Origin of the sequence: Bifidobacterium simiiventris (assembly GCF_019331715.1) — a bacterium.
Lineage (GTDB): Bacteria > Actinomycetota > Actinomycetes > Actinomycetales > Bifidobacteriaceae > Bifidobacterium > Bifidobacterium simiiventris.
Genome location: NZ_JAHBBG010000001.1, coordinates 432,137 through 454,893, shown reverse-complemented (window position 1 = coordinate 454,893; position 22,757 = coordinate 432,137). Strand labels below are relative to the sequence as shown.

Sequence of the window (22,757 nt, the reverse complement as noted above, 5' to 3'; positions counted from 1 at the left end):
GGGTCATCCGCGTCCGCTTCCGTCCATCATCTCGTTAAACCGTCGATCGCGGCATAGCGGCAGGCCCTGCGATTTTGTTGACGCGCAATGCTAGGATAATCCGCGGAAAAAGCCGCGGAATGCGTCGCGTCACGGTCCACAAGACCGTAACACGTGGGCTGCGGCGGCGCTCGCCGAACCATCATCAATGGGCGACGAACGGAACATGGTAACACCGGGTTCGGCGAGACGATGCAACACAACGTCCTTGCGAGCATGCCGGTGGCCAAATCGAACGCAACGAATCAATCGCAAGGAACAACTATGCGTTATACGGTAATCGGCGCGGGCGCGATGGGCCTGCGTTACGGCATCCTGCTGCAGGAACACACGGACGCGCACGTCGACTTCATCGACGCGTGGGCGCCGCACATCGACAAGATCCGCGAACAGGGCGGCGTGTACGTCAGCCGTGACCACGAGAACCGCCGTCTCATCCCGATCAACCTGTACACGCCGGAGGAATACGACGGCGACCCGGACGTGTGGATCATCTTCATGAAGCAGATGCAGCTTGAGGAGATGCTCAAGCGCTGCGCCCACCTGTTCAAGGACCACCAGGTCGCGTTCAGCGCGATGAACGGCTGGGGCCACTTCGAGAAGATCGCCCAGTACTTCTCCGAGGACCGCATCTACGGCGGCACCGCGCTCGTCGCCACCGTGCTCAACGGCCCGGGCGACGTGGACTTCATCGGCAAGTCCGGCGCCGGCACCATGCACATGTGCGCCATGACCAACGAGGTCACCGACATCGAGAAGGCGATCTTCGCGGACTTCCAGAAGGCCAACCTCAACCCGGAGATCTCCGACGACTTCAAGGGCATGTGCATGGCCAAGATCGTGTTCAACTCCGTGGTGAACACGCTGTGCACCATGTACCAGATCACGATGGGCCAGTTCATCAGCTATCCGGGCGCCCGCGACATGGCCATGCAGCTGATCAACGAGGCGTACGACGCGTGCGAGCGCGCCGGCATCAAGCTCATCAACACGCGTGCCGAGGAGCTCGAGTCGGTCGATTACGTCAGCCGCACCGGCAACCCGCTGCACTACCCGTCGATGTACCAGGACATGAGCCGCGGCCGCAAGACCGAGGTCGACTACATCAACGGCTACATCGCCAAGATTGGCCGCGAGCACGACTACGTGTGCCGCACGCACGAGTTCCTCACTCATGGCGTGCACCTTGCGGAGCTTGCGTTCCAGTACCATCACCAGAACGACGCCAAGTGATGTTGCGGTCGGCATGGTCTTTCGGATGCCGCCGGTTCGACATCCGAAAGACCATGCGGCGCATGTGCGTGATTGCCTGCAGCGTCTTCTTCAGTGCGAAACCGGACGCGTCAACCGTGGACAGGTGTGGTGCTTCCACTGAGAATCAAGTAGCAAGAAGCCGCTAGGGGAGCGGAATGCAATACTGGAGAATGCGGCAATGGCGCAGAACTCTTTACGCATGTGCCAGTCAGTAGTTTTATGAGCATATCACTAGTTGTCAGGCTCAATAATCATCCAAAAATGAGTGAGGCTGGATGAGAGACGATGTTGAGAAACTGGCTATGGACGATCGTTTTATGTTTTGATAAACTTCCAATGACGATTATGTTGTCAATGTCATTCAACAATGGTGCTGTATCGGCTTGATGGAGGTTCTTATTATGAGGAAAAAGAATTCTTGCCTCGTTTGTTTCCATTGTTATGTTGTTGATGTTGCCATTTTCCAACGGCATATGCCCTAGGGAATGAGGAAAGCATCAACAATTGCTACAAGTTCTTTTGGTTTACGGGACATTCTGGGATTGCCTATAGTGATTTGCGGATTGTGCATATTGCTGGTCCTGGGAAAAATCCGGAAACTGTATCGCAACTCGCTTGGATGGGAAGTTTGTATCCAGGAGGGTGGACGAAGATATATAGACATAAAAGTGCGAGTGTCGCCTCAGCTGCTGCTAATTGGGCTCGATGTAGACATCTCTGGAATTGGTTTGGTGCAACAATATGACTAAGAGAAAAATACTTATCATTTGCCTTTCAGTATTGCTGATGGTTTTTTTGTACTACTTTCCGATTCAACGCGCCTTGGCCATAATGAAATTCTCTGATTATTCCATGGAGCAAGGAGTGTCTTCTTCTGATATACAACAGAAGAAAGTTTTCAAGGACTATATCCAAGATGGCTATTATATATCGGTGACGTATATTAGTGATCCGTATCATAGATATGACTATCATTATTACTTATTAGAGTGGAGAAAAGATCATATACGGCTGAATTCCATGTATCTGGATATTTATGATTCTGCCAATAATAGATTAGATTCTTTTGATAACGTTGTTTATAAACCATTGTCTCAGTATGACTGACGTCATTACTGGCCGACGGATCGCAGCGGGCCACGTACCGGCATGCTGGTATACTATCTCTTCGTTTGGCCCCGTAGCTCAGCTGGATAGAGCATGTGACTTCTAATCTCAGGGTCGCCGGTTCGAGCCCGGCCGGGGTCACGACGTTAACCCTTGGAATTTCAACGATTCCAAGGGCTTCGCAGTTTCAACCCGATCGCGTTTCGTCCCTGATTATCCCTGATGGAATAAATCGCCCCAACTCCTTGCGAGAGCGTCGGCCACGTCGTCCATCCTGTCCGGCCAGAATCTCGCGTAGGTGTTCAGCGTCACCGTGGCGTCCTTGTGCCCCATCGCGTTCTGGCTAAGGGTGGGGCGCGTATCGCAAAGGGATCTGCAACTTCCCTAGGGGACCCATCAGTCAACCTCCCGGGCTTACGGCCTCTGTTGCATCTCGTACCGGCCGTAAGCCCGGGGATGGCTGTCGTGTTATGTCGTATTGATGGTTCTCTCTTCTCCCGGGCTTACGGCCGTCTTGGACTATGGAACCGGCCGTAAGCCCGGGAGAACTGGGCGATGACGGTACGCTCAGTCCGGCAGACGGCGACGTGAGACGACGACGTGAGACGGGGCGCCGTAAGCCCCGGAAAATGCCGTATTGGTCCCGACTCTTCCCGGGCATACTGCCGCTTTCGTGCCCTGATCCGGCCGTAAGCCCGGGTGTAAGCCCGGGAATCAGACACATTAACCGCCATTGGCCTATATTCCGCGCTTTGATTGGCCATCGTGTCTTGTTCTTGAACGAGAAGGGGGCTGGCATCCTGCGATACCAGCCCCCAACATCCATAACAACGGGGCAGTCAGCGCCCAAGTGGCGTCTGCGACCGCTCGGCGAAGGCCTATGCTGGCTCCATCAATTGTTTGCCACGCGGGTGAAACGGCTTCAGCCACCACAACAATTGTACGGACATGAACGAACGTGTCTTGCTGGCTGAAGTCGGAATCGATATGTGAATAGGTGGTGGTGGCGTTCTTCGGGCGGGGAACGCCACCACCACGGGTGGGATTATTCCTCGGTGGACACCCAGCCGGCGGCGTGGCGGGCGTAGCGTCTGCGCATGAGCACGCAGCCGGTGCCGGATACGGCGAGGATCGCGGCCAGCGTGGTTACGGTGGCGGATTCCACGCCGGTGTTCGACAGCGTCTTGCCGGTCTGCTGCCTGGTCTTGGACTGGGCTGCAGCCTGCTGTTTCCTGGCGGCTGCTTCGGCCTGCTTCTTGGCGTTTGCGGCCTTCTGCTTGGCTGCTTCGGCGGCCTGCTTTTCGGCCTCTGCCTTCTTGGCTGCTTCGGCGGCCTGTTTCTTGGCGGCTGCTTCGGCTGCCGCCTTCTTTGCTGCCTCCTCGGCGGCTTGCTGCTTTGCGACTTCCTCCGCTGCCTTCTTTTGGGCTTCGGCCTCCGCCTTCTTCTTGGCCTCTTCCGCGGCTTTCTTCGCGGCTTCCGCCTTCTTGGCCGCCTCTTCGGCTTCGGCCTTCTTCTTGGCTTCCTCCTCGGCCTTCTTTTGTGCTTCGGCTTCCGCCTTCTTGGCGGCCTCGAGCTCGGCATCGGCGGTCTGCTTGTCGGTCAGCTTCGCGTCGTAGTCGCGCTTGGCGGCCGCATACGCGGCATCCGCCTCCGTCTTGGCCTTGGTGGCGGCGGACAGCACGGTCTTGGCTTCGTCAAGCGCCTTGTTCGCGGCTTCGAGCTCGGCCGGAGCGTTCTGATACCTAGCGATCGTCGCGTTCGCGGCATCCAGGTCGGACTGTGCGGCCTGCTTGGTGGCAGCGGCCTGATCGATGGTCTGTTGGGCGGCGGCGATGGCGGCATCCGTGTCGGCGACCTTTCCGTTCAACGTATCGATCACCGTCTGCACGAAGGCGCCGGAGGCCACGGCCTTCGCCTTATCCGCTTCGGCTGCGGTCTTGGTGGCCTGTGCGGTCTCGATATCCTTGGCCGCGGCAGCCGCGTCCGCATCGGCCTTGGCGATCTGCGATTCCGCAGTAGTCTTCGCGGCGGCTGCATCCTTGGCGTCCTGCTCGGCCTTCGCGATCGCCTGATCGGCGGTCTTGACCTTGCCGTTTGCCGCATCCACGGCAGCTTGCGCGTCGGCAGCGGTGGCAGTCGCCTCATCCAGCGTCGTCTGCGCGGCAGCAGTGGCCTTCTGCGCGGCAACATAGGCAGCCGTCTTCTCGGCCTGATCGGCCTTAGCCTTCTTCAAGGCTTCAGCCTTATCGCCCTGCGCGGCAACCGCATCGTCGTACGCCTTCTGTGCGGCCGCAACCGCGGCGGCCTTCTCGTCGGCTGTCTTCTGTGCGGTGGTCACCGCGTCTGCGGCCTGCTGCGCGGCCGTCTTGTCGGCGGCAAGCTGATCGGACGCGGTCTTCACGACTGCGGCTGCGGCATCGGCCGCCGCCTGCGCATCCTTGTACGTCTGATCGGCGTTCTCCAGCGAAGACTTGTACGCGGTGAGATCGGCAAGGTAATCCTCTGCACTCATCACTCGTCCGATGGAAAGACGAGTACCTTTGGAAGTCTTCACCGTACCGTTATTCCATAGGAATTCCTGTCCCCAGACGTTGGGATATATCGTGCCGGTTTGGCTTACTCCGAATCCGGTTATAGTCCAGCCATCATCGACGATGTTGAGATAGTGTCCGGTCTGGCATGCTACGGTGCCGTCTGAATAATGGCTGGGATAGGGGCAACCTGTGGCATTCGGATCGTCTTTCGACCATTCTCCGCGTTGAAGTGCCTCGTAATTTGCTTTCTCCTGTGTGTACCAGCCGTTAAAGGGATCGGTCTGGCTCCAGCCCCATGCCAGGTTCTCTCCGGTGTTGAATTGCATGGGGTGTCCGATGTTGCCGTTTGCATAATCCGTGTCGGCCATGCCGATCGCCATCAACGTATCTGATACCTGCAAAGCCTTCTTGCCTTCTCCGGCGCGAAGCTCGTTCGTCCGCTGAATCCACTTGACCGCCGCGATCATGTTATCCAGTGTGGTCGCATCGCCATCCGAGCCGTTATGCACATAGTCGAGATACTTGGTCACGCTCGAATCGGTCAGCACCCTGTACGCATCATCCTGGCCTTTGTCCTTGAAGTACGCGATCGCGCCCTGGCTCAGCTTCGTCGTGGCCTCGTCGCGGCGGTCTTCGCCGCATCGGCCTTGGCCTGTGCGTCCTTCGCGGCCTGCTGCTTGGCGGTCAGATCGGCCTCATCGGCGGTGACCTTCTGATCGGCCGCCGTTTGCGCGTCCTTCGCGGTCTTGAGAGCCGCGTCGGCCTTGGCCTGCGCGGCCTTCGCATCGTTCAACGCCTGTTCCAGCTTGGTCAGGTCGAGCGTGTCGTGTTCCAGATCCTTGACGAGCTGATCGGCCTTGTCCTTCGCATTCTTGGCGCTCGCTTCGGCCTTCTTCGCTTCGGCCAGCTTCGCAGCGGCATCGGTCGCGGCCTTGTCGGCGGATACCTTCGCGGCCTGTGCGGTCTTGAGCGCGGCCTGTGCGGCGACTTTGTCCGCTTCCGCGGCCGCCTTATCCGTAGCGGCCTGCGTCGCGGCCTGTTCCGCGTTCGCCTTAGCGGTCTGCGCCGCCGACTTGCTCGCGGCCGCATCCTTCGCCGCGGCCTGCGCCTTGGCAATGGCCGCATCCGCCGCGTCGATCTTCGCCTGCGCATCCGCAACGGCCTGATCGGCATCGTCCTTGTCTTCCTGCGCGTTCTTGAGCGACTCCTTGGCTGCGGCCTTGTCCGTCTGCGCGGCGGTCTTCGCGTCTGTGGCGTCCGCGATCGTCTTGTCGGCCGCGTCGATCTTGGTTTGCGCGGCTGCGGCCGCATCCTTCGCCGCGGCGATCGCGGCATCCGCATCGGCCACGTGCTGTTCGGCGGTCTTCACCGCCGCCTCGGCCTGATCGACCGCCGTCTGTGCCGCGGCGGCCGCATCCGCAGCCGTCTTCTGCGCGGCCGTCGCATCGTCAAGCTTGCCCTGAGCCGCAGCCAGCGCCGCCTCCGCCGCATCGGCTTTGGCTTGCGCTTCGGTCACGCCCGTCGGCTTGGCGGCCGATTCGGGAGCCGGCTTGGTCTCGGCCGGGGCTTGCGCATCGTTGCGTACCGTCCCCGTGACCTGATCCGGCATCACGGCCGTATCGTTGGCCAGTGCGGCCTGCGGTGCGGCCAACGTCGCTGCCGCCACGGTCGCGGCGATCATCATGCTGTTTTTGGCGGACATCATTGTTGCCTTTCTTCCTCAATCCTCGTGCCAACGTCGGTGGTCATTCATCGGCGTTCGTCGTCGGCACAGATGTACCCATGACTTTACCCCCTATAGCCGGACGGTTTCAACCCGGCCAATCATCCTTGAGATGGATTGCCGGCGGTATTGCTGTGGTACAGACTTCTGTGAGAGGATAGGGAACCGTACTTGAGCCGGTGCGATCAAGAAGGGATGTGTCGATGGCGATATTCGAAGGCGAACCGCACCCGAAACCGGTCGGGGGAGGGGCTGTATCGTCCGCACAGGCCCGGCCGATGATCGAAGTCAAGAACCTGCGCAAGGAATATCCGGTCGTCGACGAGACGGTCGTCGCCCTCGAACGCATCAATCTTTCCATCCCGCGCGGCCAGATCTGCTGCATCTACGGCGAGTCCGGCTCCGGCAAATCCACGCTGCTCAACCAGCTCGCCGGCATGGAGAAGCCGACGCGCGGCGGCGTGCGCATCGGCGGCGTGGTCGTCTCCCAGCTCGACGAACGCGAACTGGCCGCCTTCCGGCAGAAGCACCTTGGCTTCGTTTTCCAGTCGTACAACCTGCTGCCGAATCTCAATGCGATCGAAAACGTGGCGATGCCGCTCATGTTCCGCGGCATGCCGAAAGCCCGGCGTGAGAAGATCGCGCGCGGCATCCTCAAACGGGTCGGCTTGGGCAAGCGCATGACCCACTATCCGACGCAGATGTCCGGCGGCCAGCAGCAGCGCGTCGGCATCGCGCGCGCGTTCGTTGCCCGGCCCGAAGTCGTGTTCGCCGACGAGCCGACCGGCAACCTCGATTCGAAAACAAAGGTCGACGTGATGGAGATGATCGTCTCGTTCGCGCGCGACTTCAACCAGACGATCGTGCTCGTCACGCACGACGACAACATGGCGCAGTACGCGGATCGCATCGTCACGCTGTTGGACGGCCGGATCATCAGCGATCGGCTGACGCACTGAACGAACGCCGGCGGATTGATCGGCACAGACATACTTCGAGAACAGAAGGAAAGGGAACCCATGACCACACGAGAGCAAAAGCGTGGACTGATCGCCGCCGCGATCGCGATGTTGGCCGCACCCGCGATGCTGCTAGCCTGCGTGACGCCGGCCGCGTTCGCCACGTCGACGGCCGATCCGACTACCGTCGGCGGCACGTCCGAAACGGCCGACGGCACGAACGGCACGACTGTAGACGGCAACGGCGGCACCGGTGACGTGTTGACCGACAATTCAGCCAACGGCGGCAGCGCGAACGGTTCCGGCAGCGTCAATCAGGCCGTGGACGGTTCCGGCGCGAACGGTTCCGGCACCGACTCCGGCACGAACGACAACGGCGGCTCCGCGACCCAGACCGTCGCCGGGCCGGTCCCGAACATCATCATCACCAACTTCAACTACGGCGACGGCACCGTCTCGGCCGGCGGCGACTTCAACCTCACGTTCACGTTCCAGAACATGGGCAAGGTCGCGGTCGACAACATGGTCGTCACCGTGGATGGCGGCGAAAGCTTCGCGATCGCCGGTGGCACGAACACGTTCTACTTCGACCGTCTCGGCGCGGGCTACGCGATGACGCAGAGCCTGCCGATGCAGGCCGTCGCCAACGCACAGTCGGGTGCGCAGGGCATCACCGTCAGCTTCAAATACGAGTACGTGGACGGCGGCGCGCGCAGCTCCAACTCGTCGGACATCAAAATCTCCGTGCCGATCTCGCAGCCCGACCGCTTCGAATTGAACGATCCAGTCCTGCCTGAGGGCGCGACGGTCGGCTCCGAGACGACCATCACCATGAACTACGTGAACAAGGGCAAGGGCGACATTGCCAATGTCGAGGCCAGCATCGAAGGCGAGGGCCTGCAGGTCACGAACGCTAAGCAGTACGTGGGCAACGTGACGTCCGGCTCGACCGGGTCGATTGGCTTCGCGTTCACGCCCACGCAGGCCGGCGACATCAGCGCCAAGCTGCGCGTCACCTACGAGGATTCGGACGGCAAGACGCAGACCAAGGAGTTCCCGGTCACGATCACGGCCGCCGACGCCGAACCTGCGATGCCGGACGACGGTACAGTCATGCCCGACGACAACACCGTCGACCAGCAGGGGATTCCCGGCTGGGTGTGGGCCGTGGTTGCCGTGGTGGTGCTCGCCGCCGTGATCGTGACGGTTGTGCTGGTTCGCCGGCATAGGAAGAAGGCCAAGCAGGCGGACATCGACGAGGAATGGGACGACTGGACCGGCGCGGGCGGCACGACTGACGCTGCCGGCAAGGGCGGCGGTGAGCCGTCGACCGATACGATCGACGTGCCGGTCGTCGGTGCGGCCGGCAACATCGCGACTTCCGGCGAGGGCCGCGCATGAGACTGTCCGACATCCTGCACCTGTGCAGCCAGAACCTGTGGCGGCGCAAGTCGCGCACGATACTGACCGTGCTCGGCGTGGTCGTCGGCTGCTGCTCGATCGTGACGATGGTCTCGCTCGGCGAAGGCATCAACGAGATCAACGAGCAATCGCTCAAGCAGATGGGCGACCTGACCATCATTAGCGTGTACCAGGGCGGTAACTACGAGGGCGGAGTCGGCGGCCAGTCGGGTTCGTCCAGCAGCGGACAGAACGAAACCAAGCTCGACGACAAGGCGATCGAATCGTTCAAACAGATCGCCGGCGTGACCGGAGCCAGCGCGCAGATGTCGCTCAACTATTCGATCACCATGACCGCCGACAACGGCCGGTACGTCGCCTCCTACGGCGACATCCAGGCCATCGACATGACCCAGCTCGAGAACATGGGCTACAAGCTCGCCGACGGCACGGCACCGACCCGCGACGGCGAAGTGCTCGCCGGGCAGTATCTCGCCTACCAGTTCGCCGACAAGTTCCGCCCCGAAGGATCCAACATGCGCTCCCAGCCGCAGGACATGGGCGACGGCACGTACATGGTGTGCGGCGTCAACGACTGCGAGCAGGTGCCCGCCGACCAGCTCGGCGACGATGCCAAGCCGTTCTTCGACCCGATGGCCACCGAGATCACGCTCACCATCCAGACCGGCGACTCGTCGGGCGACGGTTCGGGCGGCATGACGATGGGCATGATGGGCGGCGTGTCAGGTTCCGTCGGATCGGTCGGCGGATCAGACGCAAGTTCGGGTACGGGCAGTGGTTCGGCCGGCGCGAACGGCTCCAGCAACACGTTCAAGCTCAAGGCCACCGGACTGCTCAAGGAGGACTGGAACAAAGGCAGCTCGACCTCGAGCGGCATCCTCATGGACATCGCGCAGCTCAAGGCCATGATCGCCAAAGCCGACAAGTCCGCCGCCAAGACCGTCACTTACGAGCAGGCGCTCGTCAAGGTCGCTGACATCAAGCAGGTGGCCGACGTCGAACAGCAGATCAAGGACATGGGCTTCTCCACGTCGTCGTACGAGGAGATTCGCAAGCAGATGGAGGAGCAGTCGCGCGGCATCCAGCTCGTGCTCGGCGGCATCGGCGCGGTCTCGCTCTTGGTTGCGGCCATCGGCATCACCAACACGATGGTCATGTCGGTGAGCGAACGCACGCGCGAGATCGGCATCATGAAAGCGCTCGGCTGCTATGTGCGCGACATCCGCATCATGTTCCTCGGCGAGGCGGGCTTCATCGGCCTGTTCGGCGGGGTGATCGGCTGCCTGTTTAGCGCGGTCATATCGCTCGTGATCAACCTGGTGTCGCTGGGCGGGCCGAGCGGAGAGAATCTCGTGCATGCGATCATGGGCGGCGACGGGGTGACACGCATCTCGGTGATCCCGTGGTGGCTGTTCGTGTTCGCGATCCTGTTCTCCACGCTGATCGGCCTGGTCTCCGGATTCCAGCCGGCCAACAAGGCCGTGAGAATCCCCGCGCTCGACGCCATCAAAAGCGACCAGTGAGTCGTGTGTGGGCGGCAATCGTCACTATGTTCGCGTGATCGGGATGGGGACTCGAGCATAGTGACGATTGAGCCGGCCATATCGTCACTATGTACGCGAAGGCATGCGGATCGCTCGAACATAGTGACGATTGCGGGCGGCGCGTTTCGCGGTCGGGCTCGTTGACGGCCTCTTTGCGTAGAGTGGAACGGTATTCAAGCCCACCCGTTTCGGAGGTTCTTATGGCAGACAGCAAGCCCGAAGTGGCAGTCATCATGGGATCGGCCAGCGACTGGGAGACGATGAAGCACGCGTGCGACATCCTCGACCAGTTCGCCGTGCCCTATCACAAGCAGGTCATCTCCGCCCATCGCACGCCCGAACTCATGGGCGAATTCGCGCATAACGCCCGCGGCAACGGCTTCAAGGTCATCATCGCCGGTGCGGGCGGCGCCGCCCACCTGCCGGGCATGGTCGCCGCGCAGACCACGCTGCCGGTCATCGGCGTGCCTGTGCGCTCGCATGCCCTCTCCGGCTGGGATTCGCTGCTGTCGATCGTGCAGATGCCCGGCGGCATCCCGGTCGCCACCACGGCCGTCGGCAACTCGGGCGCGACCAACGCCGGTCTGCTCGCGGTGCAGATCCTGTCCACCAACGACGAGCGGCTCGCGAACGCGCTGCAGGAATACCGCGACTCTCTGAAGGAAAAGGTGGCTGAATCCAATGCCCAGCTTGTCTGAGGAAACGCACGGCGCGGTCAAGATGCTGCAGCCGGGTGCGACGATCGGCATCATCGGCGGCGGCCAGCTCGGCCGCATGATGGCCCTGTCCGCCAAGTACATGGGCTTTCGCATCGGCGTGCTCGACCCGACCCCGGACTGTCCGACCGCGCAGGTGGCTGACTTCCAGATCGTCGGCGAGTACGACGACAAGACCGCCATCCACGACCTGGCCGAAAAGTCCGACGTGCTCACCTACGAGTTCGAGAACGTGGACGCCGAGGCGATCGACGAAGTGCGTCATCTCGTCGCCGCGCCACAGGGCACCGATCTGCTGCGCGTGACGCAGGACCGCGTGCACGAGAAGACGTTCATCAACGAGCACGGCACCGAAACCGCGCCGTGGCGCGAGGTGAACAACTTCGAGGAGCTCGATGCGGCGATCGACGAGCTGCACTACCCGTGCGTGCTCAAGACCCGTTCCGGCGGCTATGATGGTCACGGCCAGCATGTGCTGCGCAACGACTCCGACCTTGAGAAGATCCGCGCGCGCGGCGACCGCGGCGGCGGCTTCCCGCCGAGCATCCTCGAAGGATTCGTGGACTTCGCGTTCGAGGCGTCCATCCTCGTGTCCGGCAACGGCGAGCAGTACGTCACGTTCCCGATCGTGCGCAACGATCACCGCAACAACATCCTGCACATGACGATCGCCCCGGCCGAAGTCAGCCCCGAAATCGCGCAGGCCGCGCACGAACTCGCGCTGCGACTGGCGAAGGGCTTCGAACTGGCCGGCACGCTCGCCATCGAGCTGTTCGTCACCAAGGACGACCGCGTGATCGTCAACGAGCTCGCGCCGCGTCCGCACAACTCCGGCCACTACACGATCGAGGCGTGCTCGATCGACCAGTTCGACGCGCACATCCGTGGCATCGCCGGCTGGCCGCTCATCCAGCCGAAGCTCCTGAGCCCGGCGGTGATGGTCAACGTGCTCGGCCAGCATGTGCTGCCGACCCGCGCGCTCATCGCCTCGCACCCCGAATGGAACGTGCACGACTACGGCAAGGCGCAGCTGCGGCACAACCGCAAGATGGGCCACATCACCGTGCTCACCGACGACACCGCGGCCACCGTGGCCGATCTCGAGGCCACCGGCTGCTGGGATGATCTCAAGTAGCAATCTCTCCTGTCATTTCGACCGAGCGTAGGCGAGCGGAGAAATCTCTCGCCGACGATGGCTTCGAAAGATTTCTCGACTCGGCTTCGCCTCGCTCGAAATGACGGTGATGATCATGTATGTGCGCATGAAAAAAGCTCCCCTCGGGGAGCTTTTTCGTTATCCGCACGATCTGCGCGGCTGATATCAGTCGCTTACTCGGCGACGTTCAGCTTGGAACGCTTGCGGCTGTACGCGAAGTACACCACCAGGCCGAGTCCGAACCAGACCGCGAACCGCAGCCACGTCTCCCAGTTGAGACCTGCGATCAGGATCAGGCAGAACACGATCGCGCAGATCGGCGTGAACGGCACGAGCGGTGCGCGGAAGCCACGGTGCGCGTCCGGCTGCGTCTTGCGCATCCACAGAATACCGGCTGACACGATGATGAACGCGGACAGCGTGCCGATGTTCACCAGCTCGAACAGCACGTTGATGTTGATGAAACCGCCCGCCACCGCGGTCAGGATGCCGAAGAACCACGTGCCCTTGAACGGCGTGCGGTACTTCGGGTGCACCTCGCCGAAGAACTTCGGGAACAGGCCGTCGCGGCTCATCGCATAGCAGATGCGGGACTGGCCGTACAGCTGCACGAGCATCACGGTGGTCATGCCGATCAGCGCACCGAGGTTCACGATGAACGCGAGCCAGTTCATGCCGGTCGCGAGGATCACGCCGGCCACCGGAGCGTCGATGAAGTTCGCGAACTCCTGGTACGGCACGATGCCGGTCATGATGAACGTCATGACGATGTACAGCACGGTCGACACGGCCAGCGACAGCAGGATGCCGCGCGGCAGCGTCTTGTTCGGCTCGACGGTCTCCTCGGCCGATGACGACACCGCATCGAAGCCGATGAAGCTGAAGAACACGATCGACGCGGCCGGCACGATGCCGTACGGCTGGGTCGAGCCGGGTTGGAACGTGTACACGCCGTACGGGGAGAACGGCTTCCAGTTCTCCGGGTTCACGTACCAGACGGTGCACACGATGAACAGCACGATGATCGCGAGCTTGATCATCACCATGATGTCGTTGGTCTTCTTCGTCTGGTTGATGCCGATCGACAGCACCCACGTGATCAGCAGCACGATCACGAAACCGGGCAGGTTGAAGTACGTGGTGACGCCCGGCGTGGTGCCGTACGCGGCGGTCAGCTCGACCGGCAGATGCAGGCCGAAACCTTCAAGGAACTTGTTGAAATATCCCGACCATCCGGCGGACACCGTGGCCGCCTGCAACGCGTACTCAAGAATCAGATCCCAGCCGATCACGAACGCGATCAATTCGCCGAACGCTAGGTACGAGTAGGAGTAAGCGGAACCGGAAACCGGGGCCATCGACGCGAATTCCGCGTAGCACAGACCGGCGAAACCGCAGCAGACCGCGGCCAGCAGGAACGATACGGACAGTGCCGGGCCGGCGGTCAGCGCGCCCTTGCCGGTCAGTACGAAGATGCCGGTGCCGATGATCGCGCCGATGCCGAGCATCGTCAGATCGAACGTGTGCATCGTACGCTTTAGCGGAGTGGATTCAGCGACCAGCTGATCCACCGATTTCTTGCGAAAAAGATCCATGATGAGTCTTCTCTCAATACGGAATGGATATGGGCTGGACCGGACGGTTTTCCGGGACCCCGGCACGCCTCAACGCCGGGAATCAGAATGCTCGCGGGGTGCCTGATGGATAAGATGACGGCACTGCGAACGAGTGGTAGACAGTGTATGGCCGCGGCATGGACAACGCTCGCGTTTCCGTGGGCTTTGTCTCGAGGGATGGGACGGCGATGGCGCGGTGGTGATCGCGATGGCGCGATGAAGTCGGTATGACGAGGCCTGCGATGACGAGATGATTGCACAATGATGACGGCACGGTGAACCCGTGCGGCGATTCGTTGCGCATTCGTCATTGTGCCGAGACACAATAGGGCGTATGACTTTGAGCGCAGTAACGAATTGGCAGTTCTCATCCCCGGCCGGCGAAGCGAATTACGAGGCCGCGCGCCGGCGGTATCCGGCGCAGGCGATCGTCGACCTCGCCGCATTGCGCGACAACATGCGGCATCTGGTCGACGTGGTCGGCGGGCCGGACTCCGGCACCGCGGTGATGGGCGTGGTCAAGGCCGACGCCTACGGCCATGGCCTGCTGCCGACCGCGCTGGCGGCGCTGGCCGGAGGCGCGACCTGGCTCGGCACCGCGCAGTCCCATGAGGCGCTGCTGCTGCGCAAGCTCGGCATCGGCCCCGACCGCTGCCACATTCTTACCTGGGTCTACAACGGTATGGAAGTGCCGTTCGACGAGCTGATCGACAACGACATCGACGTGTCGGTCGGGTCCCTGCCGGGCATCGACGCGGTGGCCGCGGCCGCCCGCAAGCTCGGCAAGACTGCCCGCGTGCACGTGAAGGTCGATTCCGGTTTCGGCCGCAATGGTTTCACCGAAGAATCGTTCGACGCGGCGCTGGCCAAGCTTGTGCCGCTCGCCAAGGAAGGCGTGATCCACGTCGTCGGCCAGTGGAGCCATCTCGCCGTGGCCGATTCGCCGGACGTGCCCGAATTCGTGGCCGCCACCGACCATCAGATCGAGAACTTCAAGGCGTTCACCGCGCGCATGGAGAAGGCCGGCATCGCCCCGGAAATCCGTCACTTGGCCAACACCGCCGCCACGCTCGACCGCCCGGAGATCCACTTCGAGCTCACCCGCCCGGGCATCGGCCTGTACGGCTACGAGCCCGATCCGGCGATGGGCACGCCGCGCGACTGGCACCTGAAGCCCGCCATGACCCTGCAGGCGCAGCTCGGCACCGTCAAGCACATTGACAAGGGCCACGGCATCTCCTACGGCCGCACCTACCTCACCCCCGACGACACGTCCACCGCGATTGTGCCGCTCGGCTACGCGGACGGCATCCACCGCTCCGCCTCCGGCTTCGACATGCAGGGCGCCAAGCATGTCGAGAAGCTCGGCGGTCCGGTGCGCGTCATGACCGCCGACGGTCCGAAGCTGTACCGCGTCTCCGGCCGCGTGTGCATGGACCAGTTCATGATCGACCTGCACGGCTCGTGCGACGCGCTCGGTGTGCACGAAGGCGACACGGTCGAACTGTTCGGGCCGGGCCGCGGCGAGCAGTACGCCGAGCCGACCGCCGACGACTGGGCGCGCGCCGCCGACACCATCAGCTACGAGATCTTCACCTGCCTACGCAACCGCATCCCGCGCCTGTATCTCAACGCGGCCGACGTGCTGCCGGCCGACGATCTCGCCAAGCTCGACCCCGCCTCGCTGCTGTAGTCAGTCGACTGCCGAATCGCGCATCCGTCGAACCCGCGTTGCGCATTGTCGCCGACGTTATTATCATTAGTTGACTGCTAATGATAATAACGTCGGTGTGCGCACGGTTTGACGCACGTATCGCCGGCCCGGATGGGGAAGTGCATATGACGGCGAACGGGCCGGAACGGCATACCAAACAGAAGGACGCCGTGCTGCGGCAATTGCGCACCTGCGACGATTTCGTCTCCGCGCAGGAACTGCATCGCAAACTCGACGACGAGGGCACGAAGATCGGACTGGCCACCGTCTACCGCCAGCTGAACGCGCTCGCCGATTCCGGCGCGGCCGACACGATCCGCCTCGACGGCCAACAGCTGTATCGCCTGTGCGGCGACGACGGCCATCACCATCATCTCGTATGCCGCAAATGCGGCAAAACCGTCGAAATCGACCCGCCGAGCGAGGCGTGGCTACGCAAGGTCGCGGACGGCCACGGGTTCACCGTCGAATCCCACACCCTCGAAGTCTTCGGCCTGTGCCCCGACTGCCAGAAGGACTGATTGCGGGAGCGACGCGGTCCGTTTCCTGAGCGGAAATCTCGGTTCTGGCGGCAAACGGACTCTGGAACGCCGTTTGGAGTCCGTTTGCCACTAGGGTTCATGATTGCTGGCGGAAATCGGACTCGAATAGGGCGTTCGGCGTCCGTTTGCCGTTAGATAAAGGCCTCTCCTATCGACAAACGCCCGCGACACGCCGGCCGGATACCTTTCGACCACATAGGTCTGTTCGGATGGACATTTCCGTGTTCGTCCCCGTAGTGTCGTGGCATGAAGACGCATCGCATCATCGCAGACAAGCTTATGCAGGCCCAGCGGCGGCAAAGCTGCATATTCGCCGCGAACGACACTGAGGGAAAGGCTCTCAGACGCAGGGTGCATGCCGGCGAACTGAGCAGCCCGTATCACGGCATGTTCGTCGATGCCCGATACTGGAATGCCCTGAACGAAACCGAAAGGGTGCGGCATATCGCGCGATGCCTCGCGACTCGCTATCCGTCATGGGTGTTCGCCGGTCCCACGGCGGCGGCCATCTGCAATCTCGACCATCAATGGTCGATTCACCGGTCTGGGCTGTATGTCGCATCGTCAATCTCATCCGGTGGCACAGCGGGCGGCGTGCGCCGCATCTTCATGACCGAGATACCCATTGCCGAGGCGCAGGGGCTGCGCGTGACGTCGGTGGCCAGGACCCTGGTCGATTGCGCGCTGTTGCTGCCGTTTTCCAAGGCGCTTCCCGTGTTCGATTCGGCGTTCGGCAACGGCGCGTCGGAACGGGATGTTCGTGATGTCTGCGCGGGACTGCGTCGTGACACCTCCGCGGTAAGCCGTCTGCTGTCGCATGTTGATCCTCGCAGCGAGAACGGCGGCGAATCGCTGGCCCGTGCCGTGATGATCGAGGCGAGATTCCAGACCCCGCAACTGCAGCGTGTGTTTGTGGACCCGAGGAATTCACTGCACTGGTATCGCGTTGACTTCACATGGTGTTTCCCGGGCGGATACACGGTTGTCGGCGAATATGACGGCGTGGGCAAATACGTCGACCCGGCGATGACGGATCGTCGGTCCATCCAGGCCGTGGTGAGCGAGCAGGCCGAACGCGAGCGGGATCTGTATGCGTGGGGCGTGAGCCATATAGTCCGTTTCACGTACGATGACGTCGTCCGGCGGCAGCCGTTGATCGACAAACTCGCCTCCGTGGGGATTCCCCGCACGGGATGAGACGACTTGGAATGGGTTGTTGGCGGAAAACGGACGCCAGAGGCCTGCTTTGGATCCGTTTCCCGCCACGATGTTTGTCTATTGGTGGAAAACGGACGGCGAATGGCTGATTGGAGTCCGCTTTCCGCGAGGATGCCGGGTTCCTAGAAGCAAGCGGACGTTTGCTGGCTTGGAACTATTGAAAGGATGCGCGGCGGTTGGGGTCGGACGGTAATCCGACACGCCGCGGGGCATGAAAATGAGAATTATTCTCAATTAGATGGTATGGTGGGCACGTCAACCGGAATACACGACTGTAGAAGAGGACAACAACGGTATGACTGCATGGAAGAAGATCGCCGCGCTGGCGACGGCTGCGATGATGACGACGGGACTCGCTGCCTGCGGATCGGGAAGCGGAACCACGGCCGGCAATGAAGGAAAGATCTCGGTCGTCGCGTCGATCAACCAGTGGGGATCGATGGCGACGGATCTCGGCGGCGAATACGTCACCGTGACCAACATCATGACCAAAACCAACGTCGAAGCGCACGACTACGAACCGACCAGTAAGGACGTCGCCGCGTTCAACAGGGCCGACGTCGCGGTCGTCAACGGCGCCGACTACGACCACTGGGCGTCCAAGGCCGTCGAATCCACCAAGGCGACGCTGGTCGACGCGGCCGACGCCGCCGGCATCGCGGAAGGCGACAACCCGCACGTGTGGTTCTCCGCAGCCGTGCGCAACGCGGCGGCCGACGCGATCACCGCCGCCTACCGGCAGACCGATCCCGCGAACAAGGACGAGTACACGAAGCTCAACAAGGCATGGCATGAGCGGGAGGATGCGCTCGAATCCAAGATCAAGGACGCCTCCGCGGCCACGAAGGGGCTGCCGTACGGCGCGACCGAATCCGTCGCATGGTATCTCGCCGACGATCTGGGCATGAGCGACAAGACGCCGACCGGCTACGCGCAGGCGTCGGCCAACGAAAGCGAGCCGACCCCGGCCGACATCAAGGACTTCCAAGACGCGCTCAAGGATGGTTCGATCAGGATGCTCGTCGTCAACACGCAGGAAGCCAACTCGACCACCGATCAGATCACCGATGCGGCCAAGTCGGTCAACGTGCCGACGGTCGAACTGACCGAACAGATGCCGGCCGAATACGACGACCTGCTCGACTGGATGACCGCACTCGTCGACCAGTTCGACAAGGCATAAACGGCGCGTATATCACGTATAGATACGAATGGGCGGGGTATGCCAAGTTTGATCTTGACATACCCCGCCCATTCGTCGTTATCTGCACGCCCGTTGGGTGTGTCATGATGTCATTTCGACCGAGCGAAGCGAGTGGAGAAATCTTCCAGAGCCATTAGACAGAAGAGATTTCTCGACTCGGCTTCGCCTCGCTCGAAATGACATGGCAAGAGAGACAACCTGCCTTACGCGGCGAAGTACTCGACGCCGGCCTCGAACAGCGGCTGGTACTTGTTGCCAGGCACGTTCACGTACAGGCCGTTGCCGGAGCGCTCCGAGTGACCCATCTTGCCGAACACGCGGCCGTCCGGGCTGGTGATGCCTTCGATCGCGAGCAGCGAGCCGTTCGGGTTCACATCGAGATCCATGCCGGGCACGCCGGACTCGTCCACGTACTGCGTGGCGATCTGACCGTTGGTCTTAAGCAGGTCAAGCACCGGCTCGGACGCGACGAAACGGCCTTCGCCGTGGGAGATCGCGACCGTGTGGATGTCGCCGACGGAGGTCTTCGCCAGCCACGGGGACAGGTTCGACGCGACGCGCGTGCGCACGAGCCGGCTCTGGTGACGGCCGATCGTGTTGAACGTCAGGGTCGGGCATTCCTCGGTCATCGGCACGATGTCGCCGTACGGCACCAGACCCAGCTTGATGAGCGCCTGGAAACCGTTGCAGATGCCGAGCATCAGGCCATCGCGGTTCTTGAGCAGGTCGCGCACGGCCTCGGTGACGGCCGGGGCGCGGAAGAACGCGGTGATGAACTTCGCGGAACCGTCCGGCTCGTCGCCGCCCGAGAAACCGCCCGGAATCATCACGATCTGGCTCTTGTTGATCTCCTCGACCAGCGCGGCGGTCGACTCGGCGACGGCGGCCGGCGTGAGGTTGTTCACGATCAGCGTCGACACGTCCGCGCCGGCGCGCTCGAACGCGGCGGCCGAATCGTACTCGCAGTTGTTGCCCGGGAACACCGGGATCACGACGTGGGGCTTGGCGACCGGAGCACCCACGTACACGGTCTTCTTCGGCGTTTCGAAGGTGACCGTCTCGGTCGTCTTGCCCGCCTCGTCGCCCTTGGAACGGTACGGGAACACGGACTCGATGCCGGACTCCCACGCCTCCTGAATCGCGTCCAGATCAAGCGTCTCGCCCGCGGCGCGCAGCTCGTACGCGGCGGTCGTCGTGCCGATCTCGCCGATCTCGACGAGGTTCGACGCGGCCGGCAGCTTCGCGTCGTCCGCCAGCTCGACGATGAACGAGCCGTACGCCGGCGTGAACAGGTCGTCCGCGGCGATCGAATCGTTCAGCGCAACGCCGATGCGGTTGCCGAGCGTCATCTTGAACAGCGCCTCGGCGGTCGCGCCGTAGCCCGGCGTGGACACGGCCAGCGCGTCGTGGAAGTCGGTCAGTTCCTCGACGATCGAGAACGCCTCGAGCAGCGCGTCCTTGTCCGGCGTGATGCCGTCCGCGAGATAGCGCGGCGCGATGCGCACGACGCGGTGGTCGGCGCCCTTGAACTCCGGCGACGTGGCACGCTTCATGTTGCCCACGGCCACGGCGAAGGAGATCAGGGTCGGCGGCACGTCGAGATGCTCGAACGTGCCGGACATCGAATCCTTGCCGCCGATCGCGCCCGCGCCGAGGTCGATCTGCGCCATGAGCGCGCCGAGCACGGCGGCGGTCGGCTTGCCCCAGCGTTCCGGCTCGTCGCGCAGCTTCTCGAAGTACTCCTGGAAGCTCAGATACGCCTTCTCATGCTCGAAGCCGGCGGCCACGAGCTTGGCGAGCGACTCGACCACCGACAGATAGGCGCCGGTGAACTGGTTCGCGGACATGATGTACGGGTTGAAGCCCCACGCCATAGCAGATGCGGTGGTGGTCTCGCCGAACACCGGGAACTTGGCGACCATCGCCTCGTTCGGGGTGAGCTGACGGCGGCCGCCGAACGGCATGAGCACTGTGCCCGCGCCGATCGTCGAGTCGAAGCGCTCGGACAGGCCCTTGTTGGACGCCACGTTCAGATCGGTCACGACCGCATGCAGACGGTCCGCGAACGAACCCTCGCGCCATGCGGCCGGCGTCTCGTACGCCTGCTGCGCCTCGACGTGCACGACCTGATGCTTGGACGCGCCGTTGGAGGCGAGGAATTCGCGGGAGAGGTTCACGATCTCGTCGCCGTTCCACGTCATCACCATGCGCGGGTCCTCGGTCACGGTCGCGATGACCGTCGCCTCGAGGTTCTCCTCGCGGGCGTAGCTGAGGAACTCGTCCACATCTTCGGCGGCAACGTCCACGGCCATGCGCTCCTGCGATTCGGAGATCGCCAGCTCGGTGCCGTCAAGGCCCTCGTACTTCTTCGGCACGGTGTTGAGATCGACGTACAGGCCGTCCGCGAGCTCGCCGACCGCCACGGACACGCCGCCCGCGCCGAAGTCGTTGCAGCGCTTGATCAGACGGCACGCGTCGCCGCGGCGGAACAGGCGCTGCAGCTTGCGCTCGACCGGCGCGTTGCCCTTCTGCACTTCGGCGCCGTCCAGCTCCAAGGACTCCACGTTGTGCGCCTTGGACGCGCCCGTCGCGCCGCCGATGCCGTCACGGCCGGTGCGGCCGCCGAGCAGGATGATCTTGTCGCCCGGAGCCGGGGTCTCGCGGCGCACATGATCGGCCGGGGTGGTGGCCACGACCGCGCCCACTTCCATGCGCTTGGCCACATAGCCCGGATGGTAGATCTCGTCGACCTGACCGGTGGCGAGGCCGATCTGGTTGCCGTACGAGCTGTAGCCGGCGGCCGCGGTGGTCACGAGCTTGCGCTGCGGGAGCTTGCCCTCCAGCGTGTCGGCGACCGGTACGGTCGGATCGGCGGCGCCGGTGACGCGCATCGCCTGATACACGTAGGAACGGCCCGACAGGGGGTCTCGGATGCAGCCGCCGATGCAGGTGGCCGCGCCGCCGAACGGCTCGATCTCGGTCGGATGGTTGTGCGTCTCGTTCTTGAACAGGAACAGCCAGTCCTGGTCCTCGCCGTTGACGTCGACCTTGACCTTGACGGTGCAGGCGTTGATCTCCTCGGACTCGTCGAGACCCGTCAGGATGCCGTTCTTCTTGAGCCACTTCGCGCCGATCGTGCCCATGTCCATCAGGCACACCGGCTTTTCGTCGCGGCCCAGCTCGTGACGCAGCTCGAGATAACGCTCGAACGCGGCCTTGACGGTCGCGTCGTCGATGACCACGTCGTCCAGCTCGGTACCGAATGTCGTGTGACGGCAGTGGTCGGACCAGTACGTGTCGATGACCTTGATTTCGGTGATCGTCGGCTCACGCTTTTCGGCCGCGAAGTACCGCTGGCAGAACTCGAGATCCGCGAGATCCATCGCGAGACCTCGCTCGTCGATGAACCGCTGGCCGGCGGCCGCGTCCATCTCGTTGAAGCCGGCGATGACCTCGACCTTGCCCGGGGTCGGCACGGCGGTCTTCAGGGTTTCCTTGACGGCAAGGCTTGCCTCGCGGGCCTCGACCGGGTTGATCACGTAACGCTTGATCGCATCCACGTCCGCGTCGCTCAGGTCGCCGTCGAGGGCGTATACCTTGGCGGAACGGACGGTCGGACGCTCGCCCTGCGAGATCAGCTGGATGCACTCGCTCGCCGAATCGGCGCGCTGATCGAACTGGCCGGGCAGGAACTCGGTGGCGAACACCTTCGCGCCGCCGAAGTCGGGCAGGTCGTTGGAGACGTTGTCGACCTGCGGTTCGCTGAACACGGTCGGCGTAGCCTGGGCGAACAGCTCGGCGCTGATGCCCTCCACGTCGTAGCGGTTCACGATGCGCACGGACTTGAGACCGGTCATGCCGAGGATCGTGCGCAGTTCGCCGGCGAGCTGCTGCGCCTCGACATCAAAACCGGGCTTCTTTTCCACGTACACGCGAAAAACCATGGAAATCCTTTCCTGAAAACTCTTGAGGATTGCAAATAAAACGAAAATCGGCTCCCTCTGATATC

General features: G+C 62.6%; 15 protein-coding genes and 1 tRNA gene. 12 read left to right on the top strand and 4 right to left on the bottom strand.

Annotated features, from left to right (window positions below):
* The first annotated feature begins 303 nt into the window (after positions 1 to 303).
* The 3 genes from KIH76_RS01880 to KIH76_RS01870 all read left to right on the top strand — a co-directional run bounded on the left by KIH76_RS01880 (position 304) and on the right by KIH76_RS01870 (position 2,541).
* Entirely contained in the window at positions 304 to 1,272 is a 969-nt protein-coding gene (locus KIH76_RS01880) for a ketopantoate reductase family protein (protein ID WP_214375054.1), read from the top strand.
* Positions 1,273 to 2,034: 762 nt separating this feature from the next.
* Complete coding sequence (locus KIH76_RS11735; protein WP_214375053.1) at positions 2,035 to 2,400, top strand: DUF3139 domain-containing protein; 366 nt, start codon at positions 2,035 to 2,037, stop codon at positions 2,398 to 2,400.
* A gap of 67 nt (positions 2,401 to 2,467) precedes the next feature.
* Positions 2,468 to 2,541: transfer RNA gene (locus tag KIH76_RS01870), tRNA-Arg, on the top strand.
* 904 nt (positions 2,542 to 3,445) lie between these two features.
* Here the strand turns inward: KIH76_RS01870 and KIH76_RS01865 are convergent.
* Positions 3,446 to 5,482 (bottom strand): CAP domain-containing protein, encoded by a 2,037-nt coding sequence (locus KIH76_RS01865; protein WP_219068989.1) that lies wholly within the window; start codon positions 5,480 to 5,482, stop codon positions 3,446 to 3,448.
* Positions 5,483 to 5,535: 53 nt separating this feature from the next.
* Positions 5,536 to 6,639, bottom strand: coding sequence for a hypothetical protein (locus KIH76_RS01860; protein ID WP_219068988.1), 1,104 nt, complete (start codon positions 6,637 to 6,639; stop codon positions 5,536 to 5,538).
* Positions 6,640 to 6,935: 296 nt separating this feature from the next.
* On the opposite strand from KIH76_RS01860, the gene KIH76_RS01855 reads away from it, so the two are divergent.
* The 5 genes from KIH76_RS01855 (at position 6,936) to purK (ending at position 12,433) form a co-directional block, all read left to right on the top strand.
* Positions 6,936 to 7,616 (top strand): ABC transporter ATP-binding protein, encoded by a 681-nt coding sequence (locus KIH76_RS01855; RefSeq protein ID WP_236036774.1) that lies wholly within the window; start codon positions 6,936 to 6,938, stop codon positions 7,614 to 7,616.
* Between the two features lie 60 nt (positions 7,617 to 7,676).
* Positions 7,677 to 9,017 carry a COG1361 family protein gene (locus tag KIH76_RS01850; RefSeq protein ID WP_214375050.1) on the top strand — a complete coding sequence of 447 codons (1,341 nt, stop codon included), beginning with the start codon at positions 7,677 to 7,679 and terminating at the stop codon, positions 9,015 to 9,017.
* Positions 9,014 to 10,561: an ABC transporter permease gene (locus KIH76_RS01845; protein ID WP_214375049.1), complete on the top strand. Its 1,548-nt coding sequence runs from the start codon at positions 9,014 to 9,016 to the stop codon at positions 10,559 to 10,561. The genes KIH76_RS01850 and KIH76_RS01845 overlap by 4 nt, the downstream gene beginning before the upstream one ends.
* 221 nt (positions 10,562 to 10,782) lie before the next feature.
* Positions 10,783 to 11,280, top strand: coding sequence for a 5-(carboxyamino)imidazole ribonucleotide mutase (gene purE / locus KIH76_RS01840; RefSeq protein ID WP_214375048.1), 498 nt, complete (start codon positions 10,783 to 10,785; stop codon positions 11,278 to 11,280).
* A complete protein-coding gene (gene purK, locus KIH76_RS01835) occupies positions 11,264 to 12,433 on the top strand; it encodes a 5-(carboxyamino)imidazole ribonucleotide synthase (protein ID WP_214375047.1) in 1,170 nt (389 codons plus the stop codon). Before purE ends, purK begins: the two co-directional genes overlap by 17 nt.
* A gap of 194 nt (positions 12,434 to 12,627) precedes the next feature.
* Here purK and KIH76_RS01830 read toward each other — a convergent pair whose 3' ends face one another.
* Entirely contained in the window at positions 12,628 to 14,049 is a 1,422-nt protein-coding gene (locus KIH76_RS01830; RefSeq protein WP_214375046.1) for an amino acid permease, read from the bottom strand.
* A gap of 355 nt (positions 14,050 to 14,404) precedes the next feature.
* Here KIH76_RS01830 and alr point away from each other — a divergent pair, with 355 nt between their 5' ends.
* The 4 genes from alr to KIH76_RS01810 all read left to right on the top strand — a co-directional run bounded on the left by alr (position 14,405) and on the right by KIH76_RS01810 (position 18,727).
* On the top strand, positions 14,405 to 15,763 hold the full coding sequence (gene alr / locus KIH76_RS01825) for an alanine racemase (RefSeq protein WP_219068983.1): 1,359 nt from the start codon (positions 14,405 to 14,407) through the stop codon (positions 15,761 to 15,763).
* 146 nt (positions 15,764 to 15,909) lie between these two features.
* Positions 15,910 to 16,305, top strand: a complete 396-nt coding sequence (locus tag KIH76_RS01820; RefSeq protein ID WP_214375044.1) for a Fur family transcriptional regulator — start codon at positions 15,910 to 15,912, stop codon at positions 16,303 to 16,305.
* A gap of 267 nt (positions 16,306 to 16,572) precedes the next feature.
* Entirely contained in the window at positions 16,573 to 17,523 is a 951-nt protein-coding gene (locus KIH76_RS01815; RefSeq protein WP_219068981.1) for a CTP synthase, read from the top strand.
* 316 nt (positions 17,524 to 17,839) lie between these two features.
* Positions 17,840 to 18,727, top strand: a complete 888-nt coding sequence (locus KIH76_RS01810) for a metal ABC transporter solute-binding protein, Zn/Mn family (protein ID WP_214375042.1) — start codon at positions 17,840 to 17,842, stop codon at positions 18,725 to 18,727.
* Positions 18,728 to 18,951: 224 nt separating this feature from the next.
* Here KIH76_RS01810 and KIH76_RS01805 read toward each other — a convergent pair whose 3' ends face one another.
* Positions 18,952 to 22,692 (bottom strand): phosphoribosylformylglycinamidine synthase, encoded by a 3,741-nt coding sequence (locus tag KIH76_RS01805; protein ID WP_219068979.1) that lies wholly within the window; start codon positions 22,690 to 22,692, stop codon positions 18,952 to 18,954.
* Between the last annotated feature and the right edge of the window lie 65 nt (positions 22,693 to 22,757).